The sequence below is a fragment of the Stutzerimonas stutzeri genome, from assembly GCF_009789555.1.
Lineage (GTDB): Bacteria > Pseudomonadota > Gammaproteobacteria > Pseudomonadales > Pseudomonadaceae > Stutzerimonas > Stutzerimonas stutzeri_R.
This window is the reverse complement of the sequence record NZ_CP046902.1, coordinates 1,966,591-1,988,565: the sequence shown is the minus strand read 5'-3', so window position 1 is coordinate 1,988,565 and position 21,975 is coordinate 1,966,591. Positions and strand designations below refer to the sequence as shown.

Annotated in this window: 23 protein-coding genes and 1 pseudogene; 16 read left to right on the top strand and 8 right to left on the bottom strand. The window is 63.0% G+C overall.

What is annotated here, in order from left to right:
- Nucleotides 1-27 precede the first annotated feature (27 nt).
- Nucleotides 28-927, top strand: a pseudogene (locus tag GQA94_RS09275) (alpha/beta hydrolase); the annotation flags it as partial.
- A 122-nt stretch (nt 928-1,049) separates the two neighbouring features.
- Here GQA94_RS09275 and GQA94_RS09270 read toward each other — a convergent pair.
- A complete protein-coding gene (locus GQA94_RS09270) occupies nt 1,050-1,955 on the bottom strand; it encodes an alpha/beta fold hydrolase (protein WP_158187740.1) in 906 nt (301 codons plus the stop codon).
- Nucleotides 1,956-2,206: 251 nt separating this feature from the next.
- On the opposite strand from GQA94_RS09270, the gene GQA94_RS09265 reads away from it, so the two are divergent.
- Nucleotides 2,207-4,021 carry an SLC13 family permease gene (locus GQA94_RS09265; protein ID WP_158187739.1) on the top strand — a complete coding sequence of 605 codons (1,815 nt, stop codon included), beginning with the start codon at nt 2,207-2,209 and terminating at the stop codon, nt 4,019-4,021.
- Nucleotides 4,022-4,055: 34 nt separating this feature from the next.
- On the opposite strand, the gene GQA94_RS09260 is transcribed toward GQA94_RS09265, so the two are convergent.
- From GQA94_RS09260 to GQA94_RS23245, 4 genes are all read right to left on the bottom strand, one after another.
- Nucleotides 4,056-5,066: an alpha/beta fold hydrolase gene (locus tag GQA94_RS09260; protein WP_199270119.1), complete on the bottom strand. Its 1,011-nt coding sequence runs from the start codon at nt 5,064-5,066 to the stop codon at nt 4,056-4,058.
- A gap of 228 nt (nt 5,067-5,294) precedes the next feature.
- The gene (locus GQA94_RS09255; protein WP_158187738.1) at nt 5,295-5,723 is read right to left on the bottom strand and encodes a 3-isopropylmalate dehydratase; all 429 of its coding nucleotides are present in this window, start codon (nt 5,721-5,723) and stop codon (nt 5,295-5,297) included.
- An 84-nt stretch (nt 5,724-5,807) separates the two neighbouring features.
- On the bottom strand, nt 5,808-6,029 hold the full coding sequence (locus GQA94_RS09250; protein WP_158187737.1) for a hypothetical protein: 222 nt from the start codon (nt 6,027-6,029) through the stop codon (nt 5,808-5,810).
- Between the two features lie 49 nt (nt 6,030-6,078).
- The gene (locus GQA94_RS23245) at nt 6,079-6,231 is read right to left on the bottom strand and encodes a hypothetical protein (protein ID WP_199270118.1); all 153 of its coding nucleotides are present in this window, start codon (nt 6,229-6,231) and stop codon (nt 6,079-6,081) included.
- Nucleotides 6,232-6,426: 195 nt separating this feature from the next.
- On the opposite strand from GQA94_RS23245, the gene GQA94_RS09245 reads away from it, so the two are divergent.
- Together GQA94_RS09245 and GQA94_RS09240 are read left to right on the top strand one after the other, a co-directional pair.
- The gene (locus GQA94_RS09245) at nt 6,427-6,822 is read left to right on the top strand and encodes a hypothetical protein (RefSeq protein ID WP_158187736.1); all 396 of its coding nucleotides are present in this window, start codon (nt 6,427-6,429) and stop codon (nt 6,820-6,822) included.
- 148 nt (nt 6,823-6,970) lie between these two features.
- Nucleotides 6,971-8,236 (top strand): DUF445 domain-containing protein, encoded by a 1,266-nt coding sequence (locus tag GQA94_RS09240; protein ID WP_158187735.1) that lies wholly within the window; start codon nt 6,971-6,973, stop codon nt 8,234-8,236.
- Nucleotides 8,237-8,260: 24 nt separating this feature from the next.
- Here the strand turns inward: GQA94_RS09240 and GQA94_RS09235 are convergent, their stop codons facing one another.
- Nucleotides 8,261-8,695 (bottom strand): HIT family protein, encoded by a 435-nt coding sequence (locus GQA94_RS09235; RefSeq protein WP_158187734.1) that lies wholly within the window; start codon nt 8,693-8,695, stop codon nt 8,261-8,263.
- Between the two features lie 142 nt (nt 8,696-8,837).
- Here GQA94_RS09235 and GQA94_RS09230 point away from each other — a divergent pair, with 142 nt between their 5' ends.
- From GQA94_RS09230 to GQA94_RS09220, 3 genes are all read left to right on the top strand, one after another.
- A complete protein-coding gene (locus GQA94_RS09230) occupies nt 8,838-9,542 on the top strand; it encodes a glutathione S-transferase N-terminal domain-containing protein (protein ID WP_158187733.1) in 705 nt (234 codons plus the stop codon).
- A gap of 134 nt (nt 9,543-9,676) precedes the next feature.
- Nucleotides 9,677-10,096, top strand: a complete 420-nt coding sequence (locus GQA94_RS09225; RefSeq protein ID WP_158187732.1) for a YciI family protein — start codon at nt 9,677-9,679, stop codon at nt 10,094-10,096.
- A 19-nt stretch (nt 10,097-10,115) separates the two neighbouring features.
- On the top strand, nt 10,116-10,541 hold the full coding sequence (locus tag GQA94_RS09220) for a VOC family protein (RefSeq protein ID WP_158187731.1): 426 nt from the start codon (nt 10,116-10,118) through the stop codon (nt 10,539-10,541).
- A gap of 116 nt (nt 10,542-10,657) precedes the next feature.
- Here GQA94_RS09220 and GQA94_RS09215 read toward each other — a convergent pair whose 3' ends face one another.
- Both GQA94_RS09215 and GQA94_RS09210 read right to left on the bottom strand, forming a co-directional pair.
- Entirely contained in the window at nt 10,658-11,398 is a 741-nt protein-coding gene (locus GQA94_RS09215) for a Mut7-C RNAse domain-containing protein (RefSeq protein ID WP_158187730.1), read from the bottom strand.
- A 68-nt stretch (nt 11,399-11,466) separates the two neighbouring features.
- Nucleotides 11,467-12,249 (bottom strand): sulfite exporter TauE/SafE family protein, encoded by a 783-nt coding sequence (locus GQA94_RS09210; protein WP_158190067.1) that lies wholly within the window; start codon nt 12,247-12,249, stop codon nt 11,467-11,469.
- Between the two features lie 194 nt (nt 12,250-12,443).
- On the opposite strand from GQA94_RS09210, the gene GQA94_RS09205 reads away from it, so the two are divergent.
- The 9 genes from GQA94_RS09205 to cynS all read left to right on the top strand — a co-directional run bounded on the left by GQA94_RS09205 (nt 12,444) and on the right by cynS (nt 21,965).
- Nucleotides 12,444-13,406, top strand: a complete 963-nt coding sequence (locus GQA94_RS09205; RefSeq protein WP_158187729.1) for a ribonuclease Z — start codon at nt 12,444-12,446, stop codon at nt 13,404-13,406.
- Nucleotides 13,407-13,463: 57 nt separating this feature from the next.
- Nucleotides 13,464-15,083, top strand: coding sequence for a sigma-54-dependent Fis family transcriptional regulator (locus GQA94_RS09200; protein WP_158187728.1), 1,620 nt, complete (start codon nt 13,464-13,466; stop codon nt 15,081-15,083).
- A 191-nt stretch (nt 15,084-15,274) separates the two neighbouring features.
- Nucleotides 15,275-15,823: an OsmC family protein gene (locus GQA94_RS09195; protein WP_158187727.1), complete on the top strand. Its 549-nt coding sequence runs from the start codon at nt 15,275-15,277 to the stop codon at nt 15,821-15,823.
- A gap of 20 nt (nt 15,824-15,843) precedes the next feature.
- Entirely contained in the window at nt 15,844-16,980 is a 1,137-nt protein-coding gene (locus GQA94_RS09190) for an acyl-CoA dehydrogenase family protein (protein WP_158187726.1), read from the top strand.
- Nucleotides 16,977-18,314 (top strand): FAD-dependent oxidoreductase, encoded by a 1,338-nt coding sequence (locus GQA94_RS09185; RefSeq protein ID WP_158187725.1) that lies wholly within the window; start codon nt 16,977-16,979, stop codon nt 18,312-18,314. The genes GQA94_RS09190 and GQA94_RS09185 overlap by 4 nt, the downstream gene beginning before the upstream one ends.
- Before the next feature lie 27 nt (nt 18,315-18,341).
- On the top strand, nt 18,342-19,736 hold the full coding sequence (locus tag GQA94_RS09180) for an ABC transporter substrate-binding protein (protein WP_158187724.1): 1,395 nt from the start codon (nt 18,342-18,344) through the stop codon (nt 19,734-19,736).
- A 10-nt stretch (nt 19,737-19,746) separates the two neighbouring features.
- Nucleotides 19,747-20,598: a nitrate ABC transporter permease gene (ntrB, locus tag GQA94_RS09175; RefSeq protein ID WP_158187723.1), complete on the top strand. Its 852-nt coding sequence runs from the start codon at nt 19,747-19,749 to the stop codon at nt 20,596-20,598.
- Nucleotides 20,588-21,493 carry an ABC transporter ATP-binding protein gene (locus tag GQA94_RS09170; RefSeq protein ID WP_158187722.1) on the top strand — a complete coding sequence of 302 codons (906 nt, stop codon included), beginning with the start codon at nt 20,588-20,590 and terminating at the stop codon, nt 21,491-21,493. The genes ntrB and GQA94_RS09170 overlap by 11 nt, the downstream gene beginning before the upstream one ends.
- 22 nt (nt 21,494-21,515) lie before the next feature.
- Entirely contained in the window at nt 21,516-21,965 is a 450-nt protein-coding gene (cynS, locus tag GQA94_RS09165; protein WP_158187721.1) for a cyanase, read from the top strand.
- Nucleotides 21,966-21,975: the final 10 nt, after the last annotated feature.

The following is a 21,975-nucleotide window of genomic DNA, read 5'->3' as shown; positions in this document are numbered from 1 at the left end:
GCTCCCGCTGAACGGACCATATGCGCCATGCCGAACGTCTTTGTTTCCAGATCCAGAGCGCGACTGCTGTGCCTGATGCTCGTCGGCGCTCTGGTCGCCGGCCTGCCGGTCGGCTGCTCGATGCTCGAACGCAAGGAGCGCGAGCTGGTATTCCGTATCGAGCCGGGTACGGCCAGCTGGTACCGCGGCCTGCCGAGCAGCGTGCAGGAGCTGGAACTGACCGCACCGGCCTTTGGCGACAACCAGACGATCCACGCCTGGTGGTGGCCCGTCGAGCAGCCGAACGCTCCGGCCCTGCTGTATCTGCACGGCTCACGCTGGAACCTCACCGGCCACCAGTCGCGTCTCGAACAAATCCGTTCCCTGGGTTTTTCGGTGCTGGCCATCGACTACCGAGGGTTCGGCCAGAGTCTCGGTGAGCTGCCGTCCGAAGCGAGCGTCTACGAGGACGCGCGCATCGCCTGGGATCACCTGAAAACACTGCAGCCCGATGCCGACAGGCGACTGATCTATGGTCATTCGCTCGGCGGCGCCGTGGCGGTGGACCTGGCTGCCGAGCTTGGCCGCGACGCCGAACGCCGCGGCGAGGCGCCCGAGGCGCGGGCGCTGATCATCGAGTCAGCCTTCACCACCCTCGCGGATGTGGCCACCGAAATCGCCGACACCCCCTGGCCGATTCGCTGGCTGCTGTCGCAGAAATTCGACTCCGTCGACAAGATCGATCAAGTGGGCATGCCGGTTCTGCTCGTCCACGGTACCAACGACCAGTATGTGCCCGCGCGCTTCAGCGAACAGCTGTATGCGGCTGCCCGACAGCCCAAGCAGCTCCTGCTTGTCGAAGGTGGCAATCACAACAATGCCATGCGCGTGGGTCGTCAGGCTTATTCCAGGGCCATCGAGCAGTTACTGTCGCAGACGCACGCTCGCCAGGCCGATGGCGGTTCGGTTGCGGCCCGGTCACGCGGCGCAAAAGGGCTGACCATCGAGCACGCGGTGCGATGCCAGCGGAGGGTCGGCGGGGTCGCTCCGGCGGGTTGCACGGGCCGCGCTCAGCAGGTCTGCCGTGCGTTCGAATCGGCGGCCGGCGGCGTCCATGGGTTGCGGCCCTCGTCTATCCAGGCCAGGGTCGCCTGCCAGAATCCTTCCCGGTGGCGCTCGTGAAACAGGTCGAAATGCCCGATGCGCGTCAGCCCCAACTCGGCAGGGCTTAACCGCACATGATCGCACCGGCTGTTGCGGTAATAGCTCAGCCCGCGCTCGATGGCCGGCACGGTGCCGTACTCGTCATCGCTCACGCTCACCGCGAGGATCGGCGCGCGCACGGCGGCGAATCGCTGCAGCGTCCGCTCGCGCTCATGCGCAGGGTAGCTGTGTTCCAACCGCGCCCGGCGAAACGCCCATTCCAGCGCCACGCCGGCCGGCAGGTCCTCCAGCCAGCCCAGCCGCCGTCCTGGAAAATAGCCGCATAGCGCGGTCAGCGCCGGCATGAACAGATGCCATTTGGCGTACATCTGCCAGCGCCGCGCGGCGGCGTAGTCGCGCCAATAGGCATACTGCGCGCCGACGCTGAGAATGCGATCGACCTGGGTAGCGGCCGCGGCGAACCCCGGCAGGAAACCACCGATGCTGTGCCCGACGATGACCAGCGGGCCGTTCGCGTCGCGCTCACGCATCCATCGCACTGCCGCATCGAAATCGTAGTCCCCCCAATCGCGCCAGCGGATGGCCACGCCACGCAGGCTCGGCGGCCGGGAACCGCCGATGCCACGGTAGTCATAGGTCAGCACCGCATAGCCGTGTTCCCGGAGAAAGCCGGCATAGCGGCCGTAATAGCGCGCCAGCACCCCGGTCGCGCAATTGACGATCACCGAGCCGCGCGCTTCGCCACGCGGGAGCCAGAGGTGTGCGGCAAGCGAGTAACCATCGCGGCACCGCAGAAGGATAGGCTGGGACATAGACGGTCTTCGCTCCGTGGGCGCTGGTGCGACGTGCCCGCTGGCGTGAATTCTGACCCGCTCGGCGGCCGGACCGCAACCCGGAGCGGTACGATGCGTTGTGCCCAGCGGCCTGGCGACGAACGCAACGCTGGCCCAGCGGTCCATCATCGGGCTAACGTGGCACCGCTGCGGCGCGTGCCTCCATCCAATGCTCTGCTCATCCGCCTTCCGCTCCCGGTCGCGGGCACAGCTGTCTTTTGGAGTTATCCATGCAAAGCGATCAGCTGATCGTATTCGCCGTGCTGGCCACGACATTGGGCCTGTTCGCGTGGAATCGCTGGCGTTACGACATCGTCGCGCTCGGCGCCCTGCTGGTCGTGACCCTCGCCGGTATCATCCCGCCGGAACAAGCCTTCATGGGCCTCGGTCACCCGGCGGTCATCACCGTGGCGGCGGTACTGGTGCTCAGCCGCGGCTTGCTCAACGGCGGCGTGGTGGACGCACTGGCGCGCCACCTCACCAAGGTTGGCGACCGTCCGTGGATCCAGGTGCTGACGCTCACCGGCATCGTTGCGCTGTGCTCGGGGTTCATGAATAACGTCGGCGCGCTGGCGCTGTTCATGCCGGTGGCCGTATGGATGTCGCGCCAGAGCGGCCGCTCGCCATCGTACCTGCTGATGCCGCTGGCGTTCGGCTCGCTGCTCGGCGGCACGCTCACGCTGATCGGTACGCCGCCCAACATCATCATCGCCGGTTATCGACGCGAAGTTGGCGAGACGCCATTCGGCATGTTCGATTTCCTGCCGGTGGGCCTGGCAATCACTGTGGCTGGCGTCCTGTTCATCACCGCACTGTGGCGCCTGACGCCGCGCCGGGAGAATCAGGCCGGCGCCCAGGAGCTGTTCGAGATCAGCGCCTACCTGACCGAGTTGAAGCTTCCAGCGGGCAGCAAGTATGTCGGGCGCACCTTGCGCGACCTTCTGGTCGCGGGCGGCGAAGAAGCCGATGTGTTGGTCATCGCCCTGGTGCGGGCCGGGCGGCATCAGCGCATGCCCTCGACCTACGAAGTGCTGCGCGATGACGATGTTCTGCTGGTCGAGGCCGACTCCGACAGCCTCAAGCGTTTGCTCGACGTGACGCACCTGCAATTGGCCGCCGAGGCTGACAGCAAGGCCCAGGCGCAGGAAAAAGCGGACCCGGACAAGTCGGACCAGAGCGGGGAACGAGGTGAACGCGCGCTGGCCGAGGCCATCATCACGGCCGGCTCCTCGCTGGTGGGAACCACAGCCACCGGCCTTGCGCTGCGCGAGCGCCACGGGGTGAACGTCCTGGCCGTGGCGCGCCAAGGGCAGCGGTTGCAGCAACGGCTGAGCAAAATTCGCTTCGCCGCTGGCGACATTCTGTTGCTGCAGACCCGTGAGGATCAGCTGCAATCGACACTGAGCGACCTCGGTTGCCTGCCGCTGGCCTCGCGCGGCCTGCGCATCACGGCTCCGCGCCAGGTCCTGCTGGCCAGCAGCATCTTCGCAATCGCCCTGGTGGTGATCGCGCTCGGCGTAGTCCCCGCAGCCATTGCGCTGGTCGGCGCCGCGCTGGCGATGGTGCTCGTCGGGTTGGTCCCCAACGGCGACATCTACAAGAGCATCGACATGTCGATCATCGTCCTGATCGCGGCGATGCTGCCGGTCGGCGAGGCCCTGGAAACCACCGGAGGCTCGCGCCTGATCGCCGACGCCCTGCTGGATATCGGCCAGGCAGCGCCTCCAGCCGCGACCGTGGCGATACTGATGATTGGCGTGATGCTGCTGTCGAACGTCGTCAACAATGCTGCCGCTGCCGTGCTCGCCGCGCCGGTGGCCATCGCCCTTTCACGGGGCATGGAGTCTTCGGCCGATCCGCTGCTGATGGCCGTGGCGATCGGCGCTTCCTGCGCCTTCCTCACCCCCATCGGGCATCAGTCCAACACACTGGTGATGGCACCTGGCGGCTACCGCTTCGGTGACTACTGGCGCCTGGGATTACCGCTGTCGATAGTGGTCGTGCTGGTGGCTGTTCCCGTCATCCTCTGGATCTGGCCACTCTAGCGACTCCAGGCGCACGGCAAGGCCCGCTACCCCGTCAGCGCGAGCCGAGACCTTTCAGCAATGCCTTGTGGAACACCTCCGGCGCCTCGACCTGCGGCGAGTGCCCCAGTTCGGGGAACGGGACCAGCGTGGCGTCAGGAATCATCGCGGCGGCCCGCCTGCCCAGCTCGGGGTAGTTGCCCAGGCGTTGCGCGAGCGCGCCAGGCGCACGATTGGCGCCCGGTGCCGTGCGGTCCTTGCCACCGATCAGCAGCAACGTGGGCATGCGGAGCTTTCCGAACTCGTGAATCACCGGCTGGGTGAATAGCATCTCGGACGTCTGAGCCTGGTTCCATGCGACGAGTGCCTTGCCGTCGCCGGCATACATCCCGGCGAGCATATCCACCCAGCGGTCGTACTGCGGCTTCCAGTCGCCGTTGTAGTAGAACTTCTGCTGGTACGTTTTGATCTTCTCGAAATCAGTGTTCAGTTCACCCTCGTACAGGTCGTCGATGGACGCATAGGGCACGCCTTCGGCCTGCCAGTCTTCCAGACCGATGGGGTTTACCAGCACCAACTGCTCGACCGCCTGCGGGTAGTTGAGGGCAAACCTGGAAGCCAGCATGCCGCCCATCGAATGACCGATCAGGGTGACCTGATCGATATCCAGCGACGCCAGCAGCGCCTGGGTGTTGTGCGCCAGCTGAGCGAAACTGAACTGATAACCCTCGGGTTTGCTCGAGCTGCAGAAACCGATCTGGTCGGGTGCGATCACTCGATAGCCATTTTGCGCCAGCACCGCAATGCTCTGCTCCCAGGTCGCTGCGCAGAAATTCTTGCCGTGCATCAGCACCACGGTGCGGCCATTGGCCTGGCGTGCGGGCTTCACGTCCATATAACCCATGGACAGCGTCTGTCGCTGCGAGGAGAACTCGAAACGCTCGATCGGATGGGGATAGCTGAACCCTTCGAGCTGTGGCCCGTAGGTCGGCCGTTGCTCGGCTTGCAGCGTCGGAATCATCGCAAGCCCGGCGACGAGCATCAGGGAGGACATGGCTTTTTTCACGCATCGACTCCTTCAAGGCGGCCGCGCGGCCGCGTGGGCGAATAGGTCGCTGTGCAGGACGAGCCCCGCTGACGGAGCGCACGCGCCTCCAGAGGCTCAAGCACAACGCTTGCGGCTATATGGAAGCATGAAATCCCATGGAAGGTTCCGCGAGACCGAGGCCAGTATGTTTCGCGGTGTTCCATCGCAATCCGCGCGGATCGTTGCGATAGAGCCGCCGCGTGTCGTCTAGCGGGACTCGACCTGCTGAATGTCGAATCCGATGCGGTTGTCGGTACTGATGCGAAAGTACAGCGTCTCGCCCGTCTCGATCCGTGTCGCCTTCTCGCGCAGCAGCCTGCCCATGCCACAGAGCGTATCGTCCTCCGGATCGGACTCGATGCTGACGATGCGCATCCCCGCTGGCACCTGCAACCGAACCTGCTCGCCGACATGGACGCGTGCGGCGAGCTTGCGGTCAACCATCAGGGCCACGTAACACCCCCCGCCACGCAAGCCGAAATCACGGGTCACGACCAATTCGCCGCCCTCGGCGACCGGCGTCTGGTACCCACGCAGGCGCTCTTGCGGCACGGGCTTGATGTCTTCGGGATCAGCCTGCCATGACGAACAGCCGGCCAGCGCCAGCAGAGAAACAACGGTCAAGGGCAAGCGCATACAGGACTCTCCGATGTGATAGGCAAAGCGGTGATGGCAGACGGCGCGCCTCGACCGCCAGCACAAGGATGCCACGGCCCGAGCCTAGCGGGTCGACACCGGATGGCTGCTGCCGGGATAAGGCCGCTCCTCTTCCAGCCCGCCGTCGCGTCTGTATACCTCGACCGACGCCGTCTTGCCCACCATGAATCTGTCCAGCTCGGTGAACATCTCGTCTTTGGTCAGGGTTCGCATGATCGTTTCGTGGGACTGAGGATCAGTCATTTCCCAACCCATCGGGGTTGGCTTCACGTGGTACTTGTCCATGGGCGCTCCTGGTCTTAGTGCGCGGGCAGAGCCTCGCCCGGGGATGGGTCTAGCCGCGATTGTCGGAACCCTCGTCGATCTCGGCATCGTCGAAGTCAGGGTCCTCGCCCGGTTCCTTTTCACCGCTGTCGGTCATGGTGACGTCCGGGGACTCATCGGCAGGCTTGTCGTGCTCGGGTTGATCCTGGGGGGTCTGGCTCATGGCGGCCTCGCTGTATGAGCAATGGGTTCTATCGGATTGGAGCGGTGCCGGTCCGACAGCGTTCGTTCACCGACTTGCCGGTGGTCCGATCGTCGTGGCGGCGGGAGAATCCGACGCGCTCGCCAACTTGCGATTGCAGCGACCTCTGGAGTCCACCACACTGCGTCAATCCCACCTGTGATCGGAGTTGCACCCATGCCTGCCAACCCACCCTTTTCGCGCGAGCGCATTCTGGCCCACCCGGACGCGCTCAATTGCACCATCTACCGCGCCCATGAAACCGATCCCGAAGGTGAAGAGCAGGACCTGGGCGATGCCCGCGTGGTCATCACCGGGCAGTTCGAACCTCCAGCCGACTGGGACGCCAAGGCGCGCGCCGACTATTTCGACGACATGCCCGAAGAGGCGTTCTTCACCGCCGTATTCGCCAGCGAAGCCGGTGCCGACTCGAAGAGCTACTTCACCGTCGAGGCCGATGATTACGCCGCTGTGACCGAACAGGACGGCACGATCTCGATGTTCTATGTCTGCGAGCGCCTGGATGACGACACCTACGTGCTGCTGCGCGAAGAGGACGACGGCGAGGAATAAATCGCGGTCGCCGGCACGCCACTGAACGCGCCACGCGCGCGTTCGAACCCGCTCCCGCCCATCCGGGTCTGTGCTGTGAAGGAGCAGACCCGTCGGCCGCCCGGCCGAGCCTGCCTTCGCCTCGTCCGCCGCCACCGAGAGCAATCGCATGAGCCCTCTGCAACGTCGCTGGCAGTCCCCGGTTTCACGTATGAAGCTGGTCGCCGGCCTTTTGCTGCTACTTGCCGCCCTGCTTTATGTCGTCGCCACCGCCATGGAACCGCGCCACCGGGCCTGGGGTTACCTCGCCTCGTTCGCCGAAGCGGCCATGGTCGGCGCGATTGCCGACTGGTTTGCCGTCACGGCACTGTTTCGCCACCCGCTCGGCCTGCCGATCCCACATACGGCGATCATCCCGCGTAGCAAGGCCCGGATCGGGCGGAACCTGTCGACCTTCATTACCACCCACTTCCTTTCCACACCGCTGGTATTGGCCAAGCTGCACGCGCTGGATATCGGTGGGCGCCTGGCCAACTGGTTGCGCCATCCAGCCAACGCCGACGCTGTCGGTCGCCAGCTAACCGGCATGGCGCGTTTCGGCGTCCAATCGCTGCAGGATGAGCGTGTGCAGGCTTTCGTCCAGGCCAAACTGATCGACCGCGCACGCAAGATCGACCTGGCGCCGGTCTGCGGTCAGGTACTGGAAATGCTCACCCGTCAGGGCAAACACCAGGCAATGCTCGATGAAGCGCTGATCAAGCTCGACGCACTGCTGCAGGATGACGACACCCGTGCGCTGGTGGCCGAGGCCATCACCGCCGAGGTCCGCACCCTGCGCTACCTCGGCTTGGGCAAGGCGGTGGGCGGCTGGTCGGCCAACAAGTTCGTCGACGGCGTTTCGGCGGTGATCGCCGAGGTCGCTGGCGACCCCGGGCACCCCCTGCGCGACCGCTTCGATGAGCATGTCGGCGATTATATCGAGCGGCTCAAACACGATCCGGCCTACCGGCTTGAAGTCGAGCGCATCGTCGCCCAGCTATTGGAGCACCCCGCCACCACCGACTACCTGCGCACCCTCTGGCAAGAGCTGACCGAATGGCTGCGGACCGACCTGCAGAATCCGGACTCGCGCATTGGCAGGCGTATCGTCACCTTGACCCAGGGTCTGGGCGACTCGCTGGCCGCCGATACCGCAATGCGTATCTGGATCAACGAGCAACTGATGGCCGCCGCGCCAGGGCTGCTCGAACGCTACCGCGCGCAGATCGGCACATACATCGCCCAGCGCGTGGAAAACTGGGAGAGCGGCGAACTGGTCGAGCAGATGGAACAGAGCGTCGGCAAGGACCTGCAGTACATCCGTATCAACGGCACCCTGGTCGGCGGACTGGTCGGGCTGGCGCTGCACGCGTTGACCCAGTGGGCGACCGGCTAGGTTCGTCCGCAGCCGGGCAGACGCCTACGCCAGCCACTTCACCAGCCGTGCCTGCAGTTTCTCCAGCTCCGCCGGTTCGGCTTTGCCCGCGGCATGGATGCCCAGCCCCTCGCCCGCGTAGCGCGGCACGATATGCACGTGAATATGAAACACCGTCTGCCCGGCCGGCGCGCCATTGAACTGCGCGATCTGTACGCCATCGGGCTGCAACTCATCGACGATCACGCGGGCGAGTCGCTGCGCCACGGCCATCATCTTGCACAGCGCCTCGGTATCCACATCCAGGATGTTGCAGGCTGCGGACCGTTTAGGGATCACCAGCGCATGACCGAAGGACTGCGGGAACAGATCGAGAAAGGCGAGCACGTCGTCATCCTCGAAGAGCTTGTAGCAAGGCGCATCGCCCCGGATGATCTGGGCGAAGATGTTCTGCGGATCGTAAGGAGTGGTCAACGACACGGGCGGTGCTCCATGGCAGGAATCAGGTGTTCAACCATAGCGGCATCGATCGGTGCAGGGCCAGCAGCACGCGCCGATGACCGCGTCGGCCGGCAACCGCTATCCTCAGCGTTCGACTTCCGTTGCGCAAAGAGAGGGCACCATGCACGATCTGTCCACCTTCCCCGTCACCCAGAAATGGCCCGCCAGCTATCCCGATCGCCTGCAGCTGTATTCCCTGCCCACGCCCAACGGCGTAAAGGTATCCATCATGCTGGAGGAAACCGGGCTGCCCTATGAGGCGCACCTGGTCAGCTTCGAGAGCAACGACCAGCTCTCGGAAGAATTCCTCTCGCTGAATCCGAACAACAAGATCCCGGCGATCCTCGATCCCAACGGGCCGGACGGAGAGCCGCTGGCGTTGTTCGAATCCGGTGCGATCCTGTTGTACCTGGCGGACAAGACCGGCCAGTTCATGCCCGAGGACGCGGCCGCCCGCTACGAGACGATCCAGTGGTTGATGTTCCAGATGGGCGGCATAGGCCCGATGTTCGGCCAGTTGGGTTTCTTCCATAAGTTTGCTGGCAAGGACTACGAAGACAAGCGTCCACGTGATCGCTACGTCGCCGAAAGCCAGCGGCTGCTGGGCGTGCTGGACAAGCGCCTGGAAGGCCGTGAGTGGATCATGGGCGGGCGCTACAGCATCGCCGACATCGCCACCTTTCCCTGGGTGCGCAACCTGGTGGGCTTCTACGAGGCACGCGAGCTGGTGGAGTTCGAGCGTTTCGTCAATGTGCAGCGGGTGCTCGACACCTTCGTTGCCCGTCCGGCCGTGGCCAAGGGGCTGAATATTCCGCCCAGAAGCTGATACAGGCATGACGTTCGGTTTTTTGCCGGTCGGTGTCGAATCCCGTCTCGCCCAGTCGACCAATGATCAGAGCCAGCGGAATCTCGTGCAGATCCGTCTAGGCTGATTCTCCCAATCGATGAAGGAGTCGGACGATGCGCTTCATGGTGATGATCAAGGCCAACCAGGATACCGAAGCGGGTGTGATGCCCAGCGAGGACGTCCTCACGGCCATGGGTCGGTACAACGAAGAACTGGCCAACGCGGGCGTTCTGCTCGGCGGGGAGGGATTGCATCCGAGCAGTCGGGGTGCACGCGTGCGCTTCAGCGAAGGGCGCTGTTCGGTGATCGATGGCCCCTTCGTCGAGACCCGCGAGCTGATCGCAGGCTATTGGCTGTTGCAGACCGGGTCGCTGCAAGAGGCAATCGACTGGGTGAAGCGTTGCCCTGCGTCCGCCCTCGGCGAATCGGAAATCGAGATTCGCCAGATTTTCGAAGCCGAAGACTTCGGCGCCGAACTCACCCCCGAGTTGCGCGAGCAGGAAGCGCGGCTACGCGCGCGGATTCCCCAATAACCCGAACAGGAGAGCACTGATGAAAATCACCCCCTATCTGACCTTCGATGGCCAGGCGCGCGACGCCTTCACGCTGTACCAGCGGGTGCTGGGCGGCACGCTGGAAATGATGACCTTCGCGCAGGCACCAGAAGCCGAGCATTTCCCTGCCGAGCATCGCGAGCGGATCATGCACGTCTGCCTGAACCTGGGCGAATACCAGCTGATGGCCTCCGACACCATGCCCGGCGACGCAGCCTGTGGTGGCGGCCCGTACGAAGGCATCAAGGGCTGTTCCATTTCCCTGCACCCGAAGAGCATCGCCGAGTGTGATCGCCTGTTCAACGGGCTGGCCGAAGGCGGGCAGGTCGTGATGCCCCTTGAGAAGACGTTCTGGGCGGAGCGTTTCGGCATGCTGGTGGACCGCTTCGGCGTCTCCTGGATGATCAACTGCGAACACGCCTGAGCGATCCACGCCAGCGGCTGGGACGGGCGAGCATGCTGACGCAGCGACACCGACGAGCCGAACCCGACCCGCACGGGAATCGCCTCGACGGCTGAGCGCCACGCATTCGGTCGCGCTCAGCCGCTTGTCAGCGAACCCAGCATGGCGCGCATGTCCTGCCAATGCGTCCCTTCCCAGAATATCCTGCCGCAGCCATTGCAGCCGACGAACCGCTCATGACGCTCCAACACCCGTGGCGGCACGCGGTCGCGCACGGCCTGCCTGTCCAGTGCGCAGAGCGGCGCGTTACACCGCATGCACAGGGTGAAGGGGCGTGCGTGCGCAGCCAGGTCCAGGCGCTGGTAGATTTCACGCAACTGGTCCGCTGGCTTGAGCGCGTGCACATAGCAGCCATGCCTGACCGCCCGGTGCATGAGCAAGGCGCGGTCACGGGTCAGCAACACCCGCCCTTCGCGGTTGGCCAGCGCGACCATCGCCGCGTCTTCGTACCGGTTGTCGAACCTGGTATCGAAACCGGCCATGCGCAACAGCCTGGCGAGACCGCCGAGATGCGCGTCGGCAACGAATCGCGGCGGTCCGCCAGGCGGCGCGGGCACGGGCGTCAGGCCCGTGATCTCCAGCCGTTCGAATTTCGGATAGACGGCGATGCGATCACCCTCCTCGATCCGCCTGTCCAGCCCGACCGGATCGCCGTCGACCAGCACCAGTGCCACCTCGGTATGCGGCACTCCTATCGCCTCGATCATGTGTTTGAGGGTTGCGGCCTGCGCGCATGAGCAACGAAACGCCTGGCCACGCCGCTCGGCTGGCAGGAACGCGTTGAGCTTGGCGTAGAAACGAAAGGTCGCTGTTGTCATGTATGTTCGGCAACGCCAGCCGCAATCGTTTCCATAACGGGTGCGTCGCGCCTCCAGATGAGATGCGGTCAGATGAGCTTATAGCCAATGGATGCCAACATGACCGCCATGCACGGACGAAGCACGGTTTCAGGCACCCGACCCGACAGATTGCTACCCAGATAGATGCCCGGCAACGAGCCGACCAGCAGATAGCCGAGGATCGTCCAGTCCATGTTGCCCATGCTGGCATGGCCGAGACCGGCAACCAGCGTCAGCGGCACGGCATGGGCGATTTCGGTACCCACCAGCCGGCGCGTGCTGAGAAACGGATAAAGAAAGAACAGCGCGACGGTTCCCAGTGCACCGGCACCGATGGAGGTCAGCGTGACCATTGCACCAAGCACCGCGCCGGCGGCTATGGTCAGCGCATTCAACCCACGCGGTGACAATCGCGGCGCCGGTCCGGACAGGCGCGCGGCACAGGCCAGCAACGGCTTCTTGAACAGGACCGCCAGCGCCGTGAATACCAGGACGACGCCCAGCGACTGCGTGATGATCGCATTGAGCGCGCGGGGATCGGTATGCAGCCCCTTCAGCGCCCAGAGCATGAGTGCTGCCGCTGGCACGCTGCCGAGCGCCAGCCAGCCTGTGATGTGCCAGTCGATGTTGCGATTGCTGTGATGAACCCAGACGCCGCCGCCCTTGGTAATCGCCGCATACAACAGATCGGTCCCCACCGCCGCCGCCGGATTGACGCCGAACCACAGCAGGATTGGCGTCATCAGCGAGCCGCCGCCAACCCCGGTCATGCCGACAATGAACCCCACCAGCAGGCCGGCGATCACAAAGCCAAGCACACCCAACTCCATCATTGCACCCCATGGGGCCAGTCAGCCCGTTTCGATGCCGGGCAGGATAACGGTAGTATTTAGTTACTCTTAATATAAGTTCGTGCTTTGTCAGTAACCCGAAAGAATAAGCAGATGAATCGTATCGGCTGAACGCACCCGTATCCGCCGCGCCCGACCGGCAAACTGGCGGAACGAACCCTGGGAGCCTGCGCGTGGACCTTCTCTTTCTCGGCACCTCATCCGGCACCCCGACCAGGGGCCGCAACGTCAGTGCACTGGCGCTGCTCGAAGACAGCGGCAAGGGCTGGTACCTGATCGATTGCGGTGAAGCCACCCAGCATCAACTGCTGCATACGCCGCTGACCTTGCATGGGCTGCGCGCGGTCTTCATCACGCATGTCCATGGGGACCATTGCTACGGCCTGCCGGGCCTGCTCGCCAGCGCCGGCATGGCACGCCGTCAGGCGCCGCTGGACATCGTCGCACCGGCTGCAATCGAGCCTTGGGTTCGCGCCACGCTGGACATGAGCCAGAGCGGATTGCCGTATGAGCTGCGCTTCCATGCCACCGAAACCTTCACGGGCTGGCGCAACCCATACGTACGGGTTGCCGCGACCGCCCTCTCCCATCGGGTGCCAAGCTGGGGCTATACCTTCACCGAGGCGCGGCCCGATCCTCGCCTGGACATCGACAGACTCGACCAGGACGGCATTCCGCGCGGCCCACTCTGGGGGCAGCTGATGCGCGGCCACGACGTCGTGCATGAAGGCCGCACCCTGCGCAGCGAGGATTACCTGCTGCTCGCCCGGCCACCACGGCGGATCGTCATCGGCGGCGACAACGACCGCCCCGAACTGCTGCGCGAGGCCTGCCGGGACGCCCACCTGCTCGTCCACGAAGCCACCTACACCCAGGCCGTCGCCGACGCCGGTAAAAACGAGTTCGGCCACAGCAGCGCGGCACAGGTTGCCCGTTTCGCCCAGCAGGCAGGCGTGCCGAGCCTGGTCCTCACCCATTTCAGTGCGCGCTACCAGAACACCCCAGGCCGGGGCTTATCGATGGATGACCTTCGCAGGGAGGCCGCCGCGGGCTACAAGGGCAATCTGTTTCTGGCGCGCGACTTCTTGAAGATTCACCTGAGCAAAGACGGTATACCGATGGTTGAAAACCCATGAAGGGCTCTCGGAAAGATCCCCCATCGCTGAGCGCTTATAGAAAAACAAGGTAAGAGAATGAACAGCAAAGACAATGAGCCGGAAAATTCTCCTGCCTTCTGGCGTGCGCAAGAAATGCTGCTGCTTCAGCAAGTGACTTCACTGGCGGGCAAGGACTTTTCCCCCGAGCGCGTATTGCGCGAGATGCTCCACCTACTGTCCGAATTGCTGGGGCTGAACAGAGGCCGGATCGTACTGCTCGACGAGTCGGGGCATTACGGCACGATTCGTTATGCCTACGGGCTGACAGCCGAGGAAATCAGTCGCGGTCGCTACGCGCCGGATGAAGGCATTACAGGACGGGTTCTTGCCCGCGGGCAACTGACAATCGTTCAGGATATCGACAACGACCCACTGTTCCTGGGGCGCATGGTAGCGCGCAAGCATCTGCCAGCCGGGCCTGTGTCATATATTGCGCTGCCTATCCAGACGGGGCAGATCACCTTCGGCGTGCTGGCCTGCCATCGCATCAGGACGCGGGCCCGCCCGCTGGCAGACGACCTGACCATTCTGCGTATCCTGGCCACCTTCGCGGGGCAGATGCTGCATCTGGAGCAGCATCTTCGGGAAAAGACAGAGGCCCTGGAGCAACGCAATGCATTGCTGGCCCAGGCACTCGAAACCCGCCCCAACCGATACGGCATCATCGGCAGTGCGCCGCTGCTGCTGCGCGCGCTTTCGGAGCTGGAGCGCGTGGCGGATTCCACGGCAAGCGTCTTGCTGCTGGGCGAGTCGGGCACCGGCAAAGAACTGTTCGCCCGTGCCTTGCACCTGAGCAGCCCCCGACGCGACAAACCCTTTATCCGCGTCAATTGCGCAGCGATCCCCGAAACGCTGTTCGAGTCCGAGCTGTTCGGTTATGAGCGTGGCGCGTTCACTGGCGCGCAAACAGCCAGGGCGGGCTGGTTCGAACAAGCGGATGGCGGCACGATATTTCTCGACGAAATCGGCGAGCTTCCGCTCCCGATGCAAACCAAACTGCTGCGCACCCTGCAAGAAGGCACTATCACCCGCCTGGGGGCCACGCGCGAAATCAAGATAGACGTGCGGCTCGTAGCCGCAACCAATCGGGATCTGGAGACCGAAGTGAATGCGGGCCGCTTTCGGCAGGATCTGTTCTATCGCCTGAACGTCATCCCGATACGCTTACCCGCCCTGGCCGAGCGCCGTCATGACATTCCGGCCCTCGTGCTGCATTTCCTCAACAAGGTCAATCAGGCGAACCAGCGCAATGTGAGCCTCAGCCAGGACGCGATCAAATACCTGCAGCGATACAACTGGCCCGGCAATATCAGGGAGCTTGCCAACGTGATCGAACGGATGGTTCTTCTCGCCGATCACTCGCCTTTGACTGCACAGGACGTCAATCGATATCTGCCTGGCAGCCCTGCACCGTCGCCTTCCACCCCCATGGAGTTAGCGGCAGTCGGAATGATCGAGCCGTTCGCCTCCGATGCAGCAGTGCGTCCCTATGTTTCAGCCCACTCACACAGTATCGAGGCGCTGCGACTGGCTCTGGAGCGCTGCGCAGGAAACAAATCCCGGGCTGCGCAACTGCTCGGAATGACGGCAAGACAGTTCAATTATCGCTGGCAAAAACTCTCGGCGGAGCCAAGAACGCGATCCGACAGATTGTAGACATTGTTTACAATCTGTCCGCCTCAGCAAAACCACCGTATCCGCCAATCTGTGCAAGCGCGATATATAAGTAACTGTAAAATAATAAGTTCTTTGTTTAAAGCAGGCTTGGCACGCCCGTTGCGATAAGCCATTCAGCAGCAGCCTGACCGTTCTGGTCATCGCTGCTAATTCACTGAATGGAGAACGCCATGAACGCCCCCGCCGCCACTACCGTTAAAACCTACCTGCGTCCGATTGACCGCGACGGCCTGATGACTTTTGCCGAGAAGGGCCGCAACAACCCGGGCGCGCGCGGCACCAACAAAGTCCACACCGTGATGCAGGGCATGTATCGCAGCCTCAGTTATGTGGGCGATCACCAGGCCGTCGTGGTTGACGAGCCTTTGCATCTGTTCGGCGAAGATACCGCGCCAGCGCCGGGGGAAATCGTGTTGTCGGGCCTCGGTGGATGCCTGGCCGTAGGTATAACCGCCGTCGCTACCTGGAAGCAGGTCAAGCTAAGCACGCTGGAAATCTTCCTCGAAGCCGACATCGGCAACCCTGCGGCCTGGGGAGCGGGCGGCGCGCCGATGCAACCCGAGCAAATGGGCTTCCAGGACATCCGGGTGAAGGTTCTGATCGAGGGCGACGCAACCCGCGAGGAGCTCGCCGAGATCGTCAAGCAGGCGAACTTCTACTCGCCGGTGGCCAACAGCATGCGCAACCCCATTCCGTTCAGCATCGCGCTGGCTGACTGAACCCGTATCAGGAGGCCGCCATGAACAGTGTTGCCGTGCCCACCGCCAGGCTGATTCCCAGTGCGAACGAGCACTTGCTGCAGCGGGTATCAGCGATCGCCCAAGGCCCTCTTAGCGAGGCCGCCAACCGTATCGACAGAGAAGGTTATTACCCGCTCGACATCATGGCGCGCCTCGCTGAAGCGGGTGCATTCAGTGCTCACCTTGACCGCAACGGCGGCGATTTCGGCCTCGCGGTCGCCGCTACCCGCGAGATCACCCGCAGTTGCGGATCGACCGGCTTTCTTGCCTGGTGCCACAACGTCTGCGGGCTGTATATGGAACAGTCCGGCAACCCGGCGCTGCAAACGCGGCTGCTCGATCACGTCGCGGGACGTCGTTTTGGAGGCACCGCGCTCTCCAACCCGATGAAGGCCATGGCCGGCATAGAGCCAATGCTGCTGCGCGCACAAAAGGTTGCGGGGGGCTATCGAATCAACGGTTCGCTGCCGTGGGTGAGCCACATCGCTCCCGGGCAATACTGCGGGGCAATCGCGGGTGTCGATAAAGCCGACGGAAGCCGCTCGCACGAGATCATGTTTCTGCTCGATCTCGATGAGCGCGTCGAACTCAAACACTGCCCGGAATTCTCCGGCATGGAAGGCACCAGCACCTGGGGTATTCGCCTGAGCGATTACTTCGTCGGCGAAGAACAGCTCATAGCCGACCCTGCCGGCCCGTTCATTCAGCGGGTCCGCGCGGCCTTCATTCTGTTGCAGATCGGCATGGCGACCGGACTGGTGCAAGCCAGCCTTGATTCCATGCATGAAGTCGAGCCGGTACTGGGGCACGTCAACCAGTTCCTCCACGACCGCCCAGAGGTATTGCAGGCCGAATTCGATGAGCTCGGCAGACGTGTCGCCGGGCTGCTGCATACGCCTTACGAGACGAGCAAGGACTTCTTGATCGACGTGCTCGATGCGCGCGTGCAAGGCGCCGACCTGGCACTGCGGGCAACCCAGTCGGCGCTGCTGCACCAGGGTGCGCGTGGCTATCTAATGAGTGCGGGGCCCCAGCGGCGCATTCGTGAAGCGCACTTCGTGGCCATCGTCACCCCGGCGATCAAACACCTGCGTTACCAAATGCATCGCTTGATGCAGGAGACCCTGCCGGTATGAGCGCAATCAGTCAAACCTGGCGGCGATTCATCTGTCGCGCCTGTGGACTCATTTATGACGAAGCGCTCGGAGACCCGGACAGCGGGTTGGCACCGGGCACCCGCTTCGAAGACATTCCGGACGACTGGGAGTGCCCCTTGTGCGGCGTCACCAAGCTGGACTTCGAGCCCTATGTGATGCGCGAAGCGCCGGGCACCGTCGCGATGCCTGTCGGCCCTTGCGAAACAGGCATCGTAGTCGTCGGCGGCGGACTGGCCGGATGGTCAGTGGTCGAGGCCATCCGCGCGCTTGACCGCGACACACCGATCACGCTGGTCAGCGGCTGCAAAGGCGACCTGTACCACAAGCCCGAGCTGTCGGTGGCCCTCAGCCGCGGCCAGTCTGTCACCAGCCTGGTGCGTGAGCGCGCGACCGAGGCATCCGCTCGGCTCGGCGTGCGCTTGCTGCCGGAAACCTTCGCCATCGGCCTGTCGCCACGGCTGCACCAGTTGCGTACCACGCGCGGCAATCTCACCTATACCCGGCTCATTCTCGCCCAAGGCGCGCAGCCCGCGCTGCCGGCTGAACTGCCTGCCGAGTTGTGCTGGCGGGTCAATCACTTGCAGGGCTGGGCCGCCCTGCAAAAAAAACTGATCGAAAGTGGTCCTCAGCACGTCGCGGTCGTCGGTGCCGGCATGATCGGCTGCGAAATTGCAGAAGACCTCGCGCGTGCCGGTCATCGTGTCACGCTCGTCGATCGGCACAGGTTGCCGCTGGCGAGCCTGCTGCCAGAAGCCGCAGTTCGACGCCTGCTTGCCGCGCAACGGCGCCTGGGTATCGAGATGCTCGGCGGCGTTGAAGTTGCCGCACTGAGCACGCTCATCGATGGCCGCAAACGCTTGATGACCCGCTGCGGCCAGCAACGTGTGGTCGACCAGGTGATTGCCGCCACTGGGCTGATCACCGAGCCGCGCCTGGCACGCCTGGCGGGCCTGGCCTTTGTGCGAGGCATTGTCGCCGACCCGACCAGCCTGCAAACCAGCGAGCCGGATATCTATGCGCTGGGCGACTGCATCAGCCTGAAAGGCGAGCCCTGCCGCTTCATCGAACCGATTGCTCATCAGGCACGGGCCATCGCAGCGCACATCGCTGGCGTGGCCGGCGATGAATACCGACACAGCGATCCGGTCATTCGACTCAAGACCGGCTCACTGCCTATCGCTGTGCACGGCACGCCTCGTGCAGAAGGACAGTGGCATGTTCTGCGGGAAAGCGAACGTTTCCTGCTCATGGAACAACGACTGAACGGTGTAAGTACGTCAACCCTGCGGGTTGGCCGCACCGACGCCGCGTGACCGTATGACCCACTGAAGGACACAGACATGAGCGATAAGAATTTTTTCCGCCCCTATTCGATGCACACCAGCCTTTCCGGTTGTGCCTGTGGCCAACATGAGAGCCCCGAGGCCCATGATCGGGCAGCCGAGCAAACGCGTCTGGCGCGGGCCCGTGACGAGGAGCTGCTGTCGAAGGATTTTGTCGAAGCCGCGGCGATCCGCGCACTGTTTCCGAACGACGTGACCCGCCGCCGTTTTCTTCAGGCGGTTGGGGTCGGCACGGCAATGGCGGCCATCTCCAGCGTGCTCCCGCTTTCTTCGTTGCAAGCGATGGCCGATGAGCGCGGACCGCTGGAAAAAACCAATCTGAAGATCGGCTTCATCCCGATCAACTGCGCTACACCGCTGATCATGGCCGATCCGCTCGGCTTTTATCAGGAACAAGGCCTGTCGGTGAGCCTGCAAAAAACCGCCGGTTGGGCGCTGGTGCGCGACAACATGATCAATGGCGAACTGGATGCCTCGCACATGCTGGCGCCGATGCCGCTGGCGATCAGCATGGGACTCGGCTCCAACCCTCAGCCAATGCGCGTCGCAACCATCCAGAACATCAACGGCCAGGCGATCGTGCTGGCACTTAAACACAAGGGCAACCGCGACCCGAAAAACTGGAAGGGCTTCAAGTTCGCCATTCCCTTCGAATACTCGATGCACAATTTCCTGCTGCGCTATTACCTCGCCGAACACGGGCTGGACCCGGATCGTGATGTGCAACTGCGGGTAACGCCGCCTGCCGAGATGATCGCCAATCTTCGGGCCGGCAACATCGATGGTTTCTTCGGCCCCGAACCGTTCAACCAGCGCGCCGTATACGACCAGATCGGATTCATCCACGTGCTTTCCAAGGACCTCTGGAACGGTCATCCCTGCTGCTCGTTCGGCGCTTCCGAAGCATTCATCCAGGAAAACCCGAACACGTTTGCCGCCCTGTACCGCGCCATTCTGAAAGCGGCAGCCATGGCCCAGGACAAAACACAGTTGCCAACCATCGCCAAAGCCATCGCCACGCCGAATTACCTCAATCAGCCGGAGACGGTCATTCTTCAGGCGCTGTCCGGACGATTCGCCGATGGCCTCGGCGAGGTACAGAACGAACCGCAGCGATCCGGTTTCGACCCGATGCCCTGGTATTCCATGGCGACCTGGATGCTGACCCAGATGAAGCGCTGGGGCTATGTGAAAACCGACGTCAACTACAACGCGCTGGCCGAACAGGTATTCCTGCTCACCGACGCGCGCCGACAGATGGCCGCGCTGGGCATGGCCGAAGCCGAGGCTCAACCGGCCAGTGGCTACAAGCCCTTCGACGTCATGGGTAAACCTTACGACCCGACAGCGCCGGAAAACTACCTGGCCAGCTTCGACATTCGTCACGCATGAGGACGCTCCCATGAACAAGCATTTGCGCTTGAAGGCAGCGCTGGTTTCGCTGCTGCTGCTTGCCGTGCTCCTGTTGGTCTGGCAAGCCGCGACCCATGGCACGGGGCAAAACGCTTCGATGAGCGGGGCCGATGCCGAATACGCGGCCTTGATGGGCCATAGTACCGATGCGCCCAAAAAGGAAGGTTTTCCCACGCCTGCGGAGTTTTTCAAACTCGCCGGTCAGCAATTGAGCGAACCCTTCTATGACCGCGGGCCGAACGACAAGGGCATAGGCATCCAGTTGGGCCATTCTCTGGGACGAGTGGCCCTGGGCTATCTGATCGCCCTGGCCGTGGCAATTCCGCTGGGCTTCGTGATTGGCATGTCACCTTTGCTGTACCAGGCCCTCAACCCGTTCATCCAGATACTCAAGCCGATTTCACCGCTGGCCTGGATGCCCATCGCCCTCTACACCATCCGCGACTCGTCGGTCTCGGCGGTGTTCGTGATCTTCATCTGTTCGATCTGGCCGATGCTGATCAACACCGCATTTGGCGTAGCTGGCGTGCGCAAGGACTGGCTCAACGTAGCCCGCACGCTGGAGGTCTCGCCACTGCGCAAAGCCTTTTGCGTGATCCTGCCAGCCGCGGCACCCACGATCATCACCGGCATGCGCATCTCCATGGGCATCGCCTGGCTGGTCATCGTCGCGGCTGAAATGCTCATCGGCGGGACCGGTATCGGCTACTTCGTCTGGAACGAGTGGAACAACTTGTCGCTGGCCAACGTGATCTTCGCGGTCCTGATGATCGGCGTCATCGGCATGCTGCTCGACCTGCTATTCGCTCAACTGCAGAAGAAGGTGACCTATGTCGACTAACGCTTTCCTCAAGGTCGAAGGCTTGAGCAAACGCTACCTACCCGGTCAACCAGCGGTGTTCGAGAACATCAATTTCAGTCTGGAGCAAGGCGAGTTCGTCTGTGTGATCGGTCATTCGGGCTGTGGCAAGAGCACCATCCTCAACGTTCTCGCCGGGCTCGAAGAACCGAGCAGTGGCGGCGTGATCATGGCGGGCAAGGAAATCGCCGGACCGAGCCTGGACCGTGGCGTGGTGTTTCAGGGCCACGCACTGATGCCGTGGCTGACGGTAGAACAGAACATCGCCTTTGCCGTCAAGTCACGTCACCCGTCCTGGTCGCGTCGGCAGATAGCCGAACATGGTGCGCGTTTCATCGAAATGGTCGGCCTGACCGGTGCGGCACAAAAGAAACCGGCAGAGCTGTCCGGAGGCATGAAACAACGCGTGGGTATCGCGAGGGCGTTCGCGGTCGAACCGAAGATGCTGTTGATGGACGAACCCTTTGGTGCGCTCGATGCACTGACGCGCGGCGTCATTCAGGACGAGCTAGTGAAGATCTGCGCGAAGACCCGGCAAACGGTATTCATGATCACCCACGATGTCGACGAAGCGATCTTGCTGGCGGACAAGGTGATGCTGATGAGTAACGGCCCGGAAGCACGCATCGCCGAGATCGTGATCAATACGCTGCCTCGCGACAGAACCCGTGAAACCATCCATCACGACCCGCAGTTCTACCGCATCCGCAACCACCTGGTGGATTTTCTGGTACGTCGCTCGAAAACCATCCAGCAAGGCGGCGAAGGGGCGCTCCGCGATCAGCCGTTGGTCGTCCATCCGGGGCTCGACGAGACCGACCCGGTTCCCCCCGCGCCGAAGACACTGCAATCGATACGCCGTATTCACGCTGTTTGAACCCACCACAGAGGAACAATCGATGATCACCGATCGCACACAGGTCACACACATGATCGTTTCGGCCAAAGTCTCCAAGGGGATCAAGTGGAGCCAGGCCGCCGAAGCCATCGGCAGGAGCAAGGAGTGGACCACCGCTGGCCTGCTTGGCCAGATGGCCTTCGACAAATCCCAGGCCGAAACGCTGGGCCAACTGTTCGGCTTGCCTGATGAGGCGGTGGCCTGGCTACAGATCGTGCCGTACAAGGGATCACTGCCAACCGCGGTACCCACTGACCCACTGATCTATCGCTGGTACGAACTGGTGAATGTCTATGGCACCACGATCAAAGAGCTGATCCATGAGGAGTTTGGTGACGGCATCATGAGTGCCATCGATTTTTCCATGGATATCCAGCGTGAGCCCGACCCGAAAGGCGATCGAGTCAATGTGGTGATGTCTGGCAAATTCCTGCCCTACAAGCAGTACTGAAACCTCACAC